This window comes from Pseudomonadota bacterium (genome assembly GCA_016927275.1).
Classification (GTDB): domain Bacteria; phylum UBA10199; class UBA10199; order 2-02-FULL-44-16; family JAAZCA01; genus JAFGMW01.
Genome location: JAFGMW010000110.1, coordinates 1 through 15,513, shown reverse-complemented (window position 1 = coordinate 15,513; position 15,513 = coordinate 1). Strand labels below are relative to the sequence as shown.

Here is a 15,513-nt window from a genome sequence, read left to right as displayed (position 1 = left end):
GTGGAGAGGGGAGGATTCGAACCTCCGAAGGCTAATGCCGGCAGATTTACAGTCTGCTCCCTTTGACCGCTCGGGAACCTCTCCCCCTTCTGTATGAGCCGACGGCCGGACTCGAACCGGCGACCTGCTGATTACAAATCAGCAGCTCTACCAACTGAGCTACGTCGGCATGGAAACAGGTCCGGCATGAACCGCGCTCCCACCGATCCGCCGACCGATGATATAGAAAATAAAAAACGAGCACAGATGAACACGATTTCAATGAACACGAGCGCACAATGCCGCATACGCGACCCATGCGCCGAAAAAATTTTCTCCTGGAGACAATTTCCCGAGCCCGTCTCTGAAGCTGCTCAGCAGGCAGCCAAACAGGTGTTATCCCCAAAAGTTCCGGATTTCTATAGAGAGTATGCCCTGCTTGTCAAGCCAATATCAGGGGATCAGGTACGATTTTTGCAGACGTTTTAACGCCTTTGCCTTGCAACCTCCCCCATGGCAAGGGCCCCGGCCACAGAGACGTTATATGACGAAATCTTCCCTTCCATGGGAATAAATATAAGAAAATCACAGAGTTTTCTCACCAGGCGCCTTATCCCAGCCCCCTCTGAGCCAAGGACGAGCGCTACGTTTAATCCTTTGAAATTACTATCATATATTGATTTTTCCGAGCCGCCCTCCACACCTGTCACCCAGACCCCGGACTCCTTGAGGTACTCTATCGTCCTCGCGAGATTTGTGACCTGGACGATGGGCAGATACTCGGTGGCCCCGGCCGAGGCCTTCACCACGCTGGGCGTTATGCCGGCCGCATTGTCGCGCGGCAGTATGAGGCAGTGCACCCCCATGAGATGGGCGGTCCTGATGAGGGAACCGAGGTTCTGCGGGTCCGCGACCCCGTCGAGCGCGAGGATGAAGGCCTTTCTCGGGTCCTCGATCGCCCTGCTTATCGAGGGGATGAGCTCCGCATACGGATAGCGGTCCACTCGAGCGGCCAGCCCCTGGTGCCTGTCGGTCCCGCACAGGCGGCTGAGCTCCTGCTTCGCAAGATGGCTGACTTGAACCCTCCGCGCATCTGCCTCCCCGGCCACCTTCGCGGCCATCGACTCCTTTCGGCCGAGCGAGATCATCACCTCGTGGCAGCGCCTCAGCCCCGAGCGCAGCGCCTCAATCACCGGATTCGCCCCGTAGATGATCTCAGTCCCGGACATAAACCCGCCTCTCGAAAACAAAAGGGGCGGCAAGGGCGCCCCTTCTGAATCAATCATCCATATCAGCGCGCCTCACTTCTTCTCGCGCTCCTCGCGCTCCCTCTTTGTCTCTTCGATCACCTTCTGCGCTATGTGCGCAGGTATCGGCTCGTAGTGGGAGAACTTCATCGTGTAGCTGCCCGCGCCGCTGGTTATGGACTTGAGCGCGGCCGAATACTGATAGAGCTCCGCCACCGGCACCTTCGCCCTGATGACGCCCGAGTCCATACCGCTGACCCGGCCGCGGCGCTGGCTGATGTCGCTGGAGAGGTCGCCCATGTACTCCTGCGGCGCGTAGGCCTCGAGGTCCACGATGGGCTCGAGCAGCTGCGGCGCCGCCTCCGCCATGGCGTTCTTGAAGGCGAGCGAGCCAGCGATCTGGAACGACATGTCGCTCGAATCCACGTCGTGGTACGAGCCGTCGTAGACCGTGACGCGCAGGTCCACCACCGGGTATCCAGCGAGCGTTCCCTTCTGCATCGACTCGCGCACGCCCTTCTCGACCGCGGGGACGTACTTGCCCGGGATGGAACCGCCCACTATCGCATCGACGAACTCGAATCCCCCGCCCGGGGAAAGCGGCTCGAGCCTCAGCCAGCAGTCGCCGTACTGACCGTGGCCGCCCGACTGTTTCTTGTGCTTGCCCTGCTTCTCCGACTTCCTGGTGATGCGCTCGCGGTACGGGATGTGCGGCTTTCCGAGATCCACCTCGACCCCGTAGCGCTCCTTGAGCCTCTTGATCATCACGTCGATCTGCACCTCGCCCATGGCGGTGACTATCGTCTCGGAGAACTCCTTGTCGATGTGGTACAAGAATGTGGGGTCGATCTCAGTGAGCTTGGAGAGCCCTATCCCGAGCTTGTCCTGGTCCTTCTTGGACTTGGGGATCACGGCCATGGGCACCACGGGGGTGGGGAACTCGATCGGCTCGAGGAAGAGCGCATCGTTCTTCGTCGAGAAGATATCGTTGATCTTCGTGCCCTTGAGCTTGGCCACGGCCGCGATGTCCCCTGCCGCCGCCTCGTCCGTCTCGGTGCGATCCTTCCCTCGCATCTGCAGCAGGTGACCCATGCGCTCTGAGACGCTCTCGGTGCTGTTGTAGACGTCGTCGCCCGATTTCACGCCGCCCGAGTAGACCCTGAAGTAGAAGATGTCGCCGATCCCGGGGTCGGAGGTGGTCTTGAAAACCCGTGCGAGCAGTGGGCCGGAGGCGTCGGCGGCAAGTTCAACCTCGGAGCCGTCCTTGCGCTTTGCCTTGACGGGCGGCATGTCGGCCGGCGAAGGGAAATCCTCGGCCACCGTGTCCAGGAACGCCTCGAGCGCGAGCCCGCTGTGGGCGCTGCCCAGGAAGACAAGCGCGAGCCCCCCCGAGGCGACGCCCTTCGCGATCCCGGACATGAGCTCCTGCTCCGAGAGCTCGCCCACCTCGAGGTACTTGTTGAGCAGCTCCTCGCTCGACTCGGCGACCGCCTCCATGAGCGCAGTCCTCTTCTCCTTGGCCGCAGCGACGAGATCGGCCGGTATCTCGCCGGCCTTTCCGTCCTGGTATGCCTGCATCCTCAGCAGGTCCACCACTCCCTTGAAGTTCGGACCGGCGCCGATGGGCATCTGCATCATGACGGCCGAGGGATCGATCTTCTCCTTGATCGACTCGAAGGCCGCATCGACGTCCGCCCTTTCGGCGTCCGCCTTGTTGATGAAGAACGCCTTCGCGGCGCCCGCCCTCTTCACGTACTCGTTGAGGAGCGTGGTCTGGATCTCAACTCCGTTGACCGAGTCGATGAGAAAAACGGCGACGTCAGCCACGTTTATCGCGCCGACCGCCTCGCCGACGAAGTCGGCGTAGCCGGGGGTGTCGATCAGGTTGATCTTCACTCCCTTCCACTCGAACGGCACGACCTTGGAGCTTATCGTCTGCTGCCTCTCGACCTCGAGCGGATCGTAATCGATTATGGAGTTGCCCTCCGCGACCCTGCCCATCCTCGTGGTCGCCTTGGCGGTGAAGAGGACACCCTCCGTGAAGGTGGTCTTGCCGACGCCCTTTGAGCCGACAAGCGCCAGGTTGCGGATGCTCTTTGTCTCAAATTTCTTCACGAATCCCTCCTTGAACCTTCGCAAGATGTGCAAGATCGGTTGTCCATGGATCGGACCGCCGAAAAGGCGAATTGATTCTCTAACGCACCTTTTGCGATGAAATCAATAAGGAAATTTCAGGAGAGCATCTTCTCGACCGCGGCGAGCAGCTCCTTTTTGCCGAAGGGCTTGTAAAGGAAGACATCGACGCCGCAGACGCTGACGAACCTCTCCACGCGCTGGCCGGCCGGCGAACCGGAGATGCCTATGAACCTGGTCTCGGGACTGATCTTCTTGATCTCAGCGCAGGCATCGGCGCCGTCCATCCCGGGCATTATGAGGTCCATGAGCACAAGGTCGAAGCGCTCCGATGAAACGAGGCGTATGGCCTCCTCCCCCGAAAAGGCCTTTGAAACCAGGTAGCCGGCTTTCGTGAGGATCATGGCAACACCCTCGCATATGCTCTGTTCGTCATCGACTATCAGGACCTTCAACTTCTGCATGGGGCCTCCATAAAGCAAATTATTGTAATGGCTTATAACTTACTGATCTATAATATTTTATTGTTCAGCGGTATCTTCACCAAAAATCTGCTCCCTTTGCCCGTCTCGCTCGTCACCTCGATGGTGCCTCCGTAGTTCTCCACGATCTCCCGCACGATCGAAAGCCCCAGGCCCAGCCCCTTGCGCCCCTGGCTCGTGGTGAAGAACGGCTCGAATATCCTGCCCAGGTTCTCCGGGGCGATCCCCCTGCCGTTGTCGGAGACCTCAACCTGGATCGCCCCATCCTTATATATGGTCGCTATCTCGAACCTCCCCCCCTCATCGACCGCGTCGATGGCGTTGTTTATGAGGTTCAAAAAGATCTGGTCCAGCTCGCCGGATCTCGCCTTTATGAACGGCACCGCCTCGTCGAAGGATGTGTGGAGGTCGATCCTCTCCTGCTGTATCTGGAGAGAGACGAAGCCGAGTATCCTCCTGATCATGCTGTTGATGTTCACATCGAGAAATGCCGGCTGCCCCCTCCTGCCGACCATGGCGAGCGAGAGCATGCACTCTACCACGTCGCGCATGCCCTCAAGCGACCGGCGCAGCGTCGAGAGCTTCCTCCACCGCTCCGGATCGTCCCTGGCGTCTTCCATCAGGGAGTCGACCATTAGCATGCCGCCGCAGAGCGGGCTGTTGAGCTGATGCGCGATGCCAGCTCCCATGCGGCCCATGGCAGCGAGTTTGGCGGAGCTGAAGAGGTCGGCGCGCACCCGGTCGAGCTCCCTGGTCCGCTCCTCGACCATCTGCTCGAGCCTCTCCGAATATTGTTTGAGCTTCTCCTCCGCCTCCTTCTGGTCGGAGACGTCGCGCATGGTGGCTATCATCCCAATGGGCGTGCCGTCGTCGGCCCGAAGCATCGAGTTGTGCATGAACGCCGGGAACGGGGTGCCGTCGCGCCTCGCATGCCAGACCTCCCCGGCGAAGACGCCGTACTTCAGAAGCACATCGTTGGCCTCCTTCACCGCTGCGACCTGCCCCTGGGCGTGAAGAATGTCGAGATTCTTCCCCTTGAGCTCCTCGGGGCCGTAGTCGTGCATGGAGGCAAAGGCGTGGTTGATGAAGAGCAGGTTGCCGTCGAGGTCCGAGACCGCCATCCCCTCGCTGCTCTGCTCGACAGCGCTCGAGAGGAGCCTCAGCCTCCCCTCCGCCTTCAGCCTCTGGGCCAGCTGACTGCGGATGCCCGCAGAATCTTTGGCGCCGTACTTTCTCACAAGGCAAAGTCTATCGGCTCCGGCGGATTATTACAAGCCTGTCGAGTCGCAAAAACAGCACAGGGGAGCCGTCTCGCGACGGTTCCCCTGCTTGAGAAAGGAGGGTTAGGGATTTTTTAATCTACGCGCTGTAGTGCACAGCGGTGCTCTGCTTCTGTCTCATGAGGTCGGCCTCGAAATCGGCCAGTGCGTACGGATCGAATGCGGCCAGCTGCGTGCGCGCGTCGTTGTACTCCCTGTGGCAGTCGTCCATATATGCGAGAAGGTCCTCGCGCTCCGTCCTGTCGCTGATCTCGTCAAATTTCTGCCTGGCGTACTCGTGATTGATAGAGCTGGCCGCCATCTTCAGCTGCAGCTCCATGAGCCTCTTCTGGGCGTCCCCCGAGGCATCGGAAAGATCGCCTGCGCTGAGGCCGATCTCGACGCCCTCTTCGTCTGAAAACATGTTCCTGGTATCTTCCATGGCCCCTCCGCTCTCCCTGCGGAGTTAAAGATGCATAGAGGATGCCAAAGTCAGGCTTTGAGGCGCTCCTGTAAGTGGTTGATATTATTGTTTAATAAATTTTGGAAATAACAGGAAAGGGGCTAAGGCCATCAAAAATGGGCATATCGGGCCCCGATCAGGGGAGTTCTCTCCCCAGGGCCCGGGCGAGGTCTGATATCCTCTTTTTCATCCTCCGGACGTGTGTCCCCTCCCAGAGGATTTTGCCGCAGGATGGGCAGCGCGAGAATCGGCCGGCGAGGTCGAAGGCCTTGGGAGGGATGATCTCCCTGAATGCGTCCCTGTCGATCACCTCGAGCGGCACGTTGCACTCCACGCACCTGGTGAGGAAACCCTCGAGGGGATCGAGGCCGGGCAATTTCCTGTAGAGTTCGAGCAGCTGCTCATCCAGAGAGTCGGAGGACACGACGACGTATTCGGGGATCGCCTTGAGCTCGCCCCAATTCCCGGCGCGCGTGATTATCACCCTCCCCTCCTCGCGTGCGACTCGAAACAGGGAGGAGCGCTCGATTCCGCCTTCGTAGAAGACGTCGTGGCCGCTGACGCGCAGCCACCGGGCGAGACGACCGAGCATGACATCGCAAGCGAGCTTCATAGAGCCGTGACTCGTGACTGGTGACTCGTGATCAGTCGAAACAAAAACCGCGCATTCACTTAAGATATCTCTTTGAGGATCTGGCGGACGACCGCCCGCGGGTCGCGGGCCTCCACGACCGGACGGCCGATCACGAGGAAGTCGGCGCCCGCGGCCATCGCCATGACGGGCGAGGCGATGCGCCTCTGATCCTGTGCCGCGGCGCCGAGAGGTCTCACGCCCGTGGTGACGATGAGGAACTTCTCGCCGCAGGCCTTGCGTATGGGGGCTATCTCCAGCGGCGACGCGATGACGCCGTGCAGCCCGCAGTGCTGCGTCAGCCTCGCGAGCCTCACCACCTGCTCGCGCACCTCGAACTGCACGCCGATATCGGCGAGCGACTCCATGCTCGTGAGCACGGTCACGGCCAGCAGCGTGGGCATCTTCGCCTTGGAGCCGGCCGCCTCGCGGGCAGCATCGATCGTGCTCTTGAGCATCTCCTCGCCGCCCACCGCGTGGACGTTGAGCGAGGCGACGCCCAGTTTGGTCGCAAAATAGACCGCCTTGTGGACCGTGGACGGGATGTCGTGGTACTTGAGGTCCAGAAAGACCCTGCAGCCGTTGGCGTGGATCATCTTGATGACGTCCGGACCCAGCGCCGTGTAGGTGGGGATGCCGACCTCGAAGGTGTGCACCTCCTCCTTGAGGAGACGCACCATCTTCTCTGCGTCCTTCATCTGGTCGGCCATGAGCGCGACTATGACCCTGTCCTTGTTGGAGCGCGGCTTCATCGTCATTCGGACACCTCCGTCCTTTTGGAAGGACTATATGCGTGCGGGTTTCTGTTCTCTCACCACAGCTGCGACCCTCTCCACCGCCTCGGCCGGGCCCATCCTCTCCGCCTCGCCGCCGGCGCGCCGCTTGAACTCGACCATGTCGTCCTTGAGCCCCTTCTCGCCTATCACGATCCTGTAGGGGATGCCGATGAGATCGGCGTCCGCAAATTTCACCCCCGCCCGCAGGTCGCGGTCGTCCATGAGGACCTCCACGCCGCGGGACTCGAGCTCGTCGTGGATCTTGCCCGCGACCTCGGCGACTTCGCCGCCTGCGGAGAGCGGGACGATCTCGACGTGGAACGGGGCGATCGGGAGCGGCCAGACGATGCCGCGCTCGTCGTGGCTCTGCTCAATGGCCGCGGCCGCGGTGCGGCTTATGCCGATGCCGTAGCAGCCCATCACCATGGGCCTCGCCTCGCCCTTCTCGTCTGTGTAGCAGGCCCTCATGGGCTCGGAGTATTTCGTGCCGAGGTAGAACACCTGGCCCACCTCTATCCCGCGGTGCTCCTCCATGGCCGCGCCGCAGCGCGGGCAGGCGTCACCAGCTACCGCGCGCCTTATGTCGATGAAACGGCTCACAGCGAAGTCGCCGAGGTTCGCTCCCACGAGGTGAGCGTCCGCTGCGTTGGCGCCCACCACGAAGTCAGCCATCGAAGCGACCGCGTGATCGGCGTAGACCGGTATTGAGATGCCCACTGGCCCCGCGAATCCCGAAGGGGCTCCGGTCGCCTCGACGACCGTGTGCTCCTCGGCCATGACGCACCTCTCGGCGCCTATCGCCTCCTTGAGCTTGGACTCCTTGAGGTGGTGGTCGCCGCGCACGAGCCCTGCCACCGGCCCCTTGTCGGTGTCGAATATGAGGGTCTTCACGAGCTGCTCGGGCCGGACCTTGAGGAACTCGCAGACCTCCTCCACCGTCTTCTTGCCGGGCGTCGCAACTTTTTTGAACTGGCCCTTCCGGGTCCCGGGTCCCGAGTCCCGAGTCCCGGTCGGTTTGAGTTCCGCCTTCTCGACGTTTGCCGCGTACTCGCACTTCGAGCAGGCGACGATCTCGTCCTCGCCCGAGGCGGCGAGGACCTGGAACTCGTGCGACATGGAGCCGCCGATCGTGCCGGTCATGGCCTCGACCGGCCGGTACTCGAGGCCGCAGCGGATGAATATGCGCCTGTAGGCCTCGTACATCGCGCGGTAGACGGCTTTGGACGATTCCTCGTCGCGGTCGAACGAGTACCCGTCCTTCATTATGAACTCGCGGCCCCGCATGAGCCCGAAGCGGGGGCGCACCTCGTCGCGGAATTTGGTCTGAATCTGGAAGCAGTTCTTGGGCAGGTCGCGCCATGAGCTGATCTCGTTGCGCAGAAGGTCGGTGATCGCCTCCTCGTGCGTGGGCCCGATGCAGAAGTCGCGGTCGTGGCGGTCCTTGAAGCGGAGCAGCTCCTTCCCGTAGACCTGCCAGCGGCCGGTCTCCATCCAGAGCTCCGCCGGCATGACCACCGGCAGCAGGAGCTCCTGCGCCCCGGCCGCGTTCATCTCCTCGCGCACGATCCGCTCGATCTTGCGAAGCACCCTGAGGCACAGGGGGAGATAGGTGTACACGCCGGCCGCGAGCTTTCGGATGTAGCCTGCGCGCACCATGAGCTTGTGGCTTTCGACCTCGGCGTCGGCCGGCGCCTCGCGCAGCGTCGGTATGAGCATCCGTGAATATAGCATCGATTGATTCCTCTCGAGGATCCGATCGGGGCATTCATTAGCCCCTATTGATCAACGATTCAATCTCCTTCATGAGTTCGTCGGCGAGATCCCCCTCAGGACAGGTTCGGATAATCTTTCCGCCCCTGATGATGACCCCCTTGCCGTCGCCGCCCGCCACGCCCACGTCGGCCTCTTTGGCCTCTCCCGGGCCGTTGACCGCGCAGCCCATCACCGCCACCCGTATCGGCGCCCTCACGCCGGCGAGGCGCCCCTCCACCTCCTCGGCCAGCCTCTCGACGTCGATCCTCGCCCTCCCGCACGTGGGACAGGATATCACCTCCGGGTAAGGCCTGTCCCTGAGGCCGAGGTTCGCCAGTATCTCGTAGCCTGCGCGCACCTCCTTCACAGGGTCTGCGGTGAGCGAGACCCTGATCGTGTCGCCGAGCCCCTCCGCAAGCAGCGTCCCGATTCCCATCGCCGATTTGATGGCCCCTGCCAGCAGGGTGCCCGCCTCGGTGACTCCGAGGTGGAGCGGGCAATCCACCTTCCCGGAGAGCATCCTGTAGGCAGAGACGGTGTCGGCGACGCTCGAGGCCTTGACCGAGATCTTTATGTCCCTGAAATCGACCCGCTCGAGCAGGGCCACATGCCGGAGCGCCGATTCGACCAGCGCGGCAGGGGTGGGGTGCGCATGCCTCGCGAGGATATCCTTCTCCAGGGAGCCGGCGTTGACGCCGACGCGTATCGGTATGCCGCGCGCCTTTGCCGCGGCCGCCACTTCGGCAACGCGATCTGGGGATCCTATGTTGCCCGGGTTGATCCTGAGCCCGTCCACCCCCGCCTTCACGGCGGCGAGCGCAAGGTCGTGCCTGAAGTGTATGTCGGCCACGAGCGGCACATCGGTGCGGCGCCTGATCTCGGAGAGCGCCGCGGCGGCCGCATCGTCCGGCACCGCGAGCCTCACTATCTCGCAGCCCGCGTCGGCCAGCCTCTCGATCTGCCGAAGGGTCGCCTCCGCGTCGGAGGTGTCGGTGTTGGTCATCGACTGGACCGAAACGGGCGCGCCGTCGCCGACCGCGACCCTGCCTATTGAGATGCGGCGCGTCTTTCTTCTCATGAGGCCTTTCCCGACAGCATGCGACCGGCCACGAAGCGGCCGGCGATGAGGGCCGCAGAGGCGAGGATGCAGATCATCGCAATGCATGCGGATGAGGGGTGAGCCGCCCCGCAGCGCACGAGGCTGCAGGAGGTCTTGGAACCGCTGGATGTCGTGGCCGTACTGGTGCCCGCACAGGGATTGGCCGTGTCTATCTTGACATCCTGCATCTCGATGGTCTCGCCGCCCTGGCTGCACGAGACGGTCGTGGCGTCGTCAGGGCCGAGTATGGAGCCGGCGTCAAAACCCTTTGGCGGATAATCCAAGGGCTCGAAGTCGGACGCCCCCCTGAAATCCTCGCCTATCGCCTCGTACCAGACCTTGTACGCCCGGCCCGGGACTATGCCGTAGAGATAGTAGCGGCTGTCCCCATCACAGGAGGGGTACATCGCCCCACTGACGAACGAGCGGGCCTCAACGAGGGGGGTGGTCGTTCCCTCAGCCCTGGTGGCGGTCACATGCACGCCCTTGAGGGGGCGGTCGTCACCGTCGAGGATCCTGCCCGTTATCAGGCAAAACTGCGAGCCGAGCACCGGGGTGGGATACAACCAGGAAATCGTCACCTCGTCATCGCGATTGAGGTCGCTCTGCGACGTGCTTATGAGCTCGGGGTACATGGTGGGGATGAACGTCGAGTTGTCGCAGGTCGAGCCGAGCTCGCAGTCTTTCACGTACTCGTAGTTCGTCTGGCTGTGGTCCAGATTCAAGAGGTGCCCCAGCTCATGAAGGACGGTGGCCTTGTAGTACGAAGATTTCGTCGCAAGGTCAGAGCCGAGGGTCGTATTGTCGCTGGCCAGCAGCAGCCCGTTGAAGATCACTATGCCCTTGGTGATGAATTTGCCCGAGGAATCGGAAGCCAGCGGCACGGAGAGGCCGACCACGCCGTCCTTGTTTTCTTCGCCGACGAACACGGCGGTGATCTCTCCCGTTTCATCAAAGACCACGACCGTCGGGCCCTCGTCCCCGTTGTAGTAATCAAGATAGTTGTCCACCGTGATGTTCATCACGGGGCAGCCGGCATCCATCGCGGTGCTGACCGACGTCGTGTCCACAAGCTGATTTGAAGCGTTGCGAAGCTTGACGGATGTCCATTTGCCCAGCGCCTCTGTGATCCATTGGACCGCAGTGTCATGCGGGACCGAGGATGCCAGATCGCCCGGATCGGGGCACCACTTCAAAGTCTGATTCTCCCACTGGAGGGCGGTGCCGGAGGCTGCATCGTCCACATAGAACGGCCCTCCCGCCCGGGCGGAAACAGAAAACAGGACCGCCGCCAAGACGGCCACGAGCGCTGCTGTCCCTCGAAGAGGCATGGATCACTCCTTTTTGTCGAGCTCTTTGATCATCTTCACAAAACTGTCGTAATCAAGCGGCCCGCCATCCGCCCCGGCACTCACACCCCCTGCCGAGAGGGCCTTGCCGACCTTCGCGGTCGACGGCAATCCTTTGAAGAGCGACTTGTTTCCATAGTCGTTGACGACCTGTGTCTTGCCGTCGGCGCCGGTGATGAAGTTGAACTTGCCGACGCCCATGTTGATGACCCCCCTCAGGCCGTACGGAGTCTCACTCGAGAGAAAGACGGTGTATCTCTTGCCCGCCTCGAAGAACGGCATGCCCGGGATGTACGGCTGACCCACGCTCAGGGCGGCGGACCTGCTGCCCCCCAGATGCGTGAAGGCGAAACTCGACGGAACATCCCCCTTGATGGAATCCTCGACCGTGAAGGTGTACTTGCTGACCAGGATTTTCCCCCTCTCGCCCAGCGCCATCGCAGCCGGCTCGGCTGAGACGCAGACTCCGGTGAAGGCTACGTTGGCCTTCGTGAGATCGGTGACCTTGCCTGAGATCACCTGCGAGGCCGGGGAGCTCGCGGCATGGAGGATGAGGATCCCGGCAACAGCAGATACAGTTATTATGCGCTTCACAGGGCACCCCTCTGTCAAATTATACCGCAGATCCGCAACTTATTGCGAACCCTTTATAAAGTCAATGCGTCGGGCGTGGGAAGTGCATAAAAAAACGGCCTTTTCCTTGAGAGGGAAAAGGCCGCGTCAGGGCTGTATCTGCCGTCACATTACATCTTGAACCTGGCAGCCAGGGACTCGGCTGCGGGGGCCTGATCTTCGGAGGACTGCTCCTCGGCGGGCCTCTCACCCTTCGAGAGCGAGACCGCGTAGCTCGCGCAGGGTTTGCCCCAGGACCCGTCCTCAGAGACCTCTATCACCTCGCAGCTGCCGCCGATCGTGTCCTCGACCGAGAAGTCGAGATAGTAGACGTGCCTTGTGGAGCCCTGCTGCACCATGAAGATCGCGCCGGTGTCCTTTATCTCAGCCGATGCGACCGAGCCGCCGCCGAACGTGGCGTTCAGAAGATTCGCGCTGTGGATCACGTCCATCGACATGTCCAGGGCCTCTCCCACGGCATCGGAGACACCTGCGCACGAGTTGGAATCCAGCGTCATGGTGCCCGCGTAGTAGCCGCTGTAGATGCCGATGTCCTTGCCCGGGAGAAGCGGCACCTGGTCGGGGGAAAATCCCTCGTAGGGCGTGTTGTCGCTGTCGAACGCAGCGCAGCCTCCGATTGCGATGAGGATACAGGCGATGATGACGAGACGCTTTGACATGACCCCTCCCTTTTTTGCCGGGCATACGGCCCGACCGGGCAATCTATGCCCTCCATATGGGGTATCGTCACAATATGAAAAAAGTTGCTTGAAAAAAAGCGTATCAAAAACAATCAATATTATCGAGGACTTGGCAGCCATAAAGGCTGAGGTCAAGGTTGAGGTTCAGCAAAAAAATCTCCTCAGCCTCGACCTCAGCTTCTAACCTATGTGATGGATCAAAAACCGGCCGCAGCGCTCGCACACGTAGACCGTGTCGGCGTTGCGCAGCATCTCAGAGGCGAACCCGCTCGACAGCTGCATGTTGCAGCCGCGACAGATCCCGTCTGGGGCCTCGACCAGCGCCTCGCCGAAGTGCTCCATGAGACGGTCGAAACGCGAGAGCATGCTGCCCGAGAGCTCCGCGCGCGCCAGATCGATCTGGCCCTCCAGCCCCTTCGCTTTCGCGCGCCTCTTCATCTCCAGGCACTGGAGCGCGATGAGCATGTCCGCCTCGCACTTGGTAGCGCGTCCCTTGAGCATGTCCACCTTCACGTCGGCGAGAGCGGCCGCGATCTCCCCGGCCCCCTTCTCCTCCATGAGCCTGTTTTTGAAATGCGAGTCCGCGAGCTTCGATACGAGCCCTGCGAAGAGACGGTTGAAGAGGCCGGCCTGCTCGGGCTGCCAGATGACGAGCACTATGAGGTTCACAGGGCCCGAGTCTGGGGAGCCGAAATCGAGGCCCCCCATGTGTCTGCCGACCGCGATCGAGGGCCTCTCGCCCACGTCTAGCCTCGCGTGCGGTATCGCCACTCCCCCGCCGAGGGTCGTGGGGCAGAGCTCCTCTCGCTCCATTATTCGGGCCACCGCCTCGGCCTTGTTGGAGACGAGCTTATGTTTGTAAAGCACGTCGACCAGGTCCTCTATAGCGGCCTTCTTGGAGCGGTTGGTCATGTTCGCCAGGACCTGCTCGGGCCTGAGCACATCTCCGAGCGGCACTTCCTTCAGATATCGCGCGTTCATCCCTTCTCCTTTTGAGGCTTGCCCCCCGCATCGATTCCGTGGCGGCATGCATATGCCCGGCGTTCTGCGCCGTCAAGGCATAACGCCCGGGCATTGACCGTTTCGGCTCTTCCCGGGATTAGTTGCGCACTTTTTTCCGCTGATGCCCGTTTTTAGAGGGTTTGCAGGAGTTATAGATTTGCGAAAAAATCGCGCAACTTTCCGGCCGGTGCGCCGATACAGCGGATGAAAAGAGCGGCGGCCCATGCTGCCACGAAAGGAGCGGTAACCTATGAAGAGGAACATCTTAGCCCTGGTTCTCGTCGCAGCGGCGGCCTTCGGCCTCTCGGCGTGCAGCGATTCGGCCGTGAGCGCCGACGCCATGCCCGACATCTCCACAGAAGGAGTCCTGGTCACGAAAGCGGAACTCCTGAACGCGCTGTGGAGCGACTCCGAAGAGACCACACCGGCATCCGGGTGCCTTGCCGGCTCCTCGTTCATCATCTACCCGGCGAACGGATTCAGCATAGCCAGGAATCCGACGAAGACGACTGAGAACCCTTCAGACGCCCTCATCGTCAGCAGCATCTTCATATCCTTCACAGACGAGGGCAACGACGGCCGGGGCGCGGGCTGCGGAACGGGCGACCTCAACTTCATCGTGTCCGCTTCGCCCGACGCGCCGATCGACATAGTCTCTGCCCCGGAGATCGCCTCCAGGCACTCCGTGGCGACCCTGGCCAAGGACGCAGCGAGGCCGTATCCCGCCTGCGCCATCACCGCCCACTTCGAGCAGGCGGGCGTCGAGCTGTGCGGGACAGCGGATGAGGCAGAGGAGCAGGAGGAGGAGGCCGGTGACGACGCAGCCGAGGACCAGGCCGAAGACCAGGCCGAGGACCAGGCGGAGGTGGAGGAGGCCGACTCCTCGGACGACGGTGAGACCGCCGAGGATCCCGCGGCCGAAGACACGGACGACGAGGCGGAAGATGATGGCTTCATAATAGTGAAGCCCGTGGTGAAACCCGGCGTCGGCACGACGCCCTCGTCGAGGTTCAAGGCAATATACGTCGACGAGCCGCTCAAGTGCGGCAACGCCGAGGTCCGCTCGATGAGGATGGTGGTCGACGACTTCAACTGCAGGATCCAGGAGACGACGCCCGCAAAGCTTTCCTGGAGCTACACCGAATAAGGCGCGTACAGGAACGATCGACTCGATCGGAGAGGGGCCGGCCGGGCAAAAGCCCGGACGGCCTTTTTGTTTTTCACATTGTTTCGTTGACACAGGCGTCGATCGAATTTAATTTTCGAGCTGACCGATGAAATATCTCTTCAGAAAATCGTGCCGCCTCGGCCTGCCGTTCGCCTTGATCGTGCTGGCATCATCGCTTTGCCCCTCTCAATCGCTCTGTTCCGAGATCCCAACGCACCTGCGGGGCGACGGCACCGTCACCATTCACCGCCCGATCACGGGCGAACGGGCCACATTCCGCTACAGGGACGAAAAGGGGGATTATGACGACCATGCCTTTGACGAGATCGCTCATCTCTTCCGCTGCAGGCTCACCAGCGAGGAGCACCCCATAGACCCGCAGCTGATAGAGATCCTGGACTCCATCGAGGATCATTTCAGCGCCGACGAGGTCCGCCTCATCTCCGCGTTTCGGAGCCAGGAGAGAAACGCGATGATGAGGAAAAAAGGACGCAGGGTTGCCAAGGGGAGCCTGCACATGGAGGGGCGGGCGGCGGACATCGAGGTCCCGGGCGTCTCGAAAATCGCCCTCAGAAATTTCGCGCACTCGCTCGGCCAGGGCGGCGTCGGCTATTACAGCAAGCGCAGCTTCGTGCACGTCGATTCGGGTGAGGTCAGGGCCTGGGGCTTCGGGCCCGCAAAGGCCGGCAGGAGGACTCGGCCCGCCGCGGCACACAAGTAGAGGCATGGGCAAAAAATAAAAAAGCCGCCGTAAAAAACGGCGGCCCTTGTCTCTTCCGTTGGTCCTACACCTCCCCCTTCTTCTTCTTTTCCCGCTCCGCCCTCCACTTTTCCCAGTTGTCGTCCACCTTCTTGATCCT

Annotated in this window: 15 protein-coding genes and 2 tRNA genes; 2 read left to right on the top strand and 15 right to left on the bottom strand. The window is 61.7% G+C overall.

Going from position 1 to position 15,513, the window contains the following annotated elements; genetic code table 11:
• Position 1: 1 nt before the first annotated feature.
• From JXA24_07625 to JXA24_07555, 15 genes are all read right to left on the bottom strand, one after another.
• Positions 2–84 (bottom strand) — tRNA-Tyr (locus JXA24_07625).
• Between the two features lie 12 nt (positions 85–96).
• A tRNA-Thr gene (locus tag JXA24_07620) sits at positions 97–169 on the bottom strand.
• Between the two features lie 295 nt (positions 170–464).
• Positions 465–1,208 carry a 23S rRNA (guanosine(2251)-2'-O)-methyltransferase RlmB gene (rlmB, locus tag JXA24_07615; GenBank protein ID MBN1283621.1) on the bottom strand — a complete coding sequence of 248 codons (744 nt, stop codon included), beginning with the start codon at positions 1,206–1,208 and terminating at the stop codon, positions 465–467.
• 72 nt (positions 1,209–1,280) lie between these two features.
• Positions 1,281–3,341 carry an elongation factor G gene (gene fusA, locus JXA24_07610; GenBank protein MBN1283620.1) on the bottom strand — a complete coding sequence of 687 codons (2,061 nt, stop codon included), beginning with the start codon at positions 3,339–3,341 and terminating at the stop codon, positions 1,281–1,283.
• A 116-nt stretch (positions 3,342–3,457) separates the two neighbouring features.
• Positions 3,458–3,823: a response regulator gene (locus JXA24_07605; GenBank protein MBN1283619.1), complete on the bottom strand. Its 366-nt coding sequence runs from the start codon at positions 3,821–3,823 to the stop codon at positions 3,458–3,460.
• A gap of 47 nt (positions 3,824–3,870) precedes the next feature.
• Positions 3,871–5,079 carry a PAS domain S-box protein gene (locus JXA24_07600; protein MBN1283618.1) on the bottom strand — a complete coding sequence of 403 codons (1,209 nt, stop codon included), beginning with the start codon at positions 5,077–5,079 and terminating at the stop codon, positions 3,871–3,873.
• A 121-nt stretch (positions 5,080–5,200) separates the two neighbouring features.
• Complete coding sequence (locus JXA24_07595) at positions 5,201–5,542, bottom strand: hypothetical protein (protein MBN1283617.1); 342 nt, start codon at positions 5,540–5,542, stop codon at positions 5,201–5,203.
• A gap of 157 nt (positions 5,543–5,699) precedes the next feature.
• Positions 5,700–6,176, bottom strand: coding sequence for a Mut7-C RNAse domain-containing protein (locus JXA24_07590; protein MBN1283616.1), 477 nt, complete (start codon positions 6,174–6,176; stop codon positions 5,700–5,702).
• A 59-nt stretch (positions 6,177–6,235) separates the two neighbouring features.
• Positions 6,236–6,952 carry an orotidine-5'-phosphate decarboxylase gene (gene pyrF, locus JXA24_07585; protein ID MBN1283615.1) on the bottom strand — a complete coding sequence of 239 codons (717 nt, stop codon included), beginning with the start codon at positions 6,950–6,952 and terminating at the stop codon, positions 6,236–6,238.
• A gap of 27 nt (positions 6,953–6,979) precedes the next feature.
• Positions 6,980–8,701, bottom strand: a complete 1,722-nt coding sequence (locus JXA24_07580; GenBank protein ID MBN1283614.1) for a proline--tRNA ligase — start codon at positions 8,699–8,701, stop codon at positions 6,980–6,982.
• Between the two features lie 37 nt (positions 8,702–8,738).
• Entirely contained in the window at positions 8,739–9,800 is a 1,062-nt protein-coding gene (gene ispG / locus JXA24_07575; GenBank protein MBN1283613.1) for a flavodoxin-dependent (E)-4-hydroxy-3-methylbut-2-enyl-diphosphate synthase, read from the bottom strand.
• Complete coding sequence (locus tag JXA24_07570) at positions 9,797–11,152, bottom strand: hypothetical protein (protein ID MBN1283612.1); 1,356 nt, start codon at positions 11,150–11,152, stop codon at positions 9,797–9,799. Before JXA24_07570 ends, ispG begins: the two co-directional genes overlap by 4 nt.
• Before the next feature lie 3 nt (positions 11,153–11,155).
• Complete coding sequence (locus JXA24_07565) at positions 11,156–11,764, bottom strand: hypothetical protein (protein ID MBN1283611.1); 609 nt, start codon at positions 11,762–11,764, stop codon at positions 11,156–11,158.
• 149 nt (positions 11,765–11,913) lie between these two features.
• Complete coding sequence (locus JXA24_07560) at positions 11,914–12,462, bottom strand: hypothetical protein (protein ID MBN1283610.1); 549 nt, start codon at positions 12,460–12,462, stop codon at positions 11,914–11,916.
• A gap of 201 nt (positions 12,463–12,663) precedes the next feature.
• Positions 12,664–13,464: a PTS sugar transporter subunit IIA gene (locus JXA24_07555; protein MBN1283609.1), complete on the bottom strand. Its 801-nt coding sequence runs from the start codon at positions 13,462–13,464 to the stop codon at positions 12,664–12,666.
• 271 nt (positions 13,465–13,735) lie between these two features.
• Between JXA24_07555 and JXA24_07550 the strand changes: the two genes are divergently transcribed.
• Positions 13,736–14,632, top strand: a complete 897-nt coding sequence (locus tag JXA24_07550; protein MBN1283608.1) for a hypothetical protein — start codon at positions 13,736–13,738, stop codon at positions 14,630–14,632.
• A 127-nt stretch (positions 14,633–14,759) separates the two neighbouring features.
• The gene (locus JXA24_07545) at positions 14,760–15,374 is read left to right on the top strand and encodes a YcbK family protein (protein MBN1283607.1); all 615 of its coding nucleotides are present in this window, start codon (positions 14,760–14,762) and stop codon (positions 15,372–15,374) included.
• Positions 15,375–15,513 lie beyond the last annotated feature (139 nt).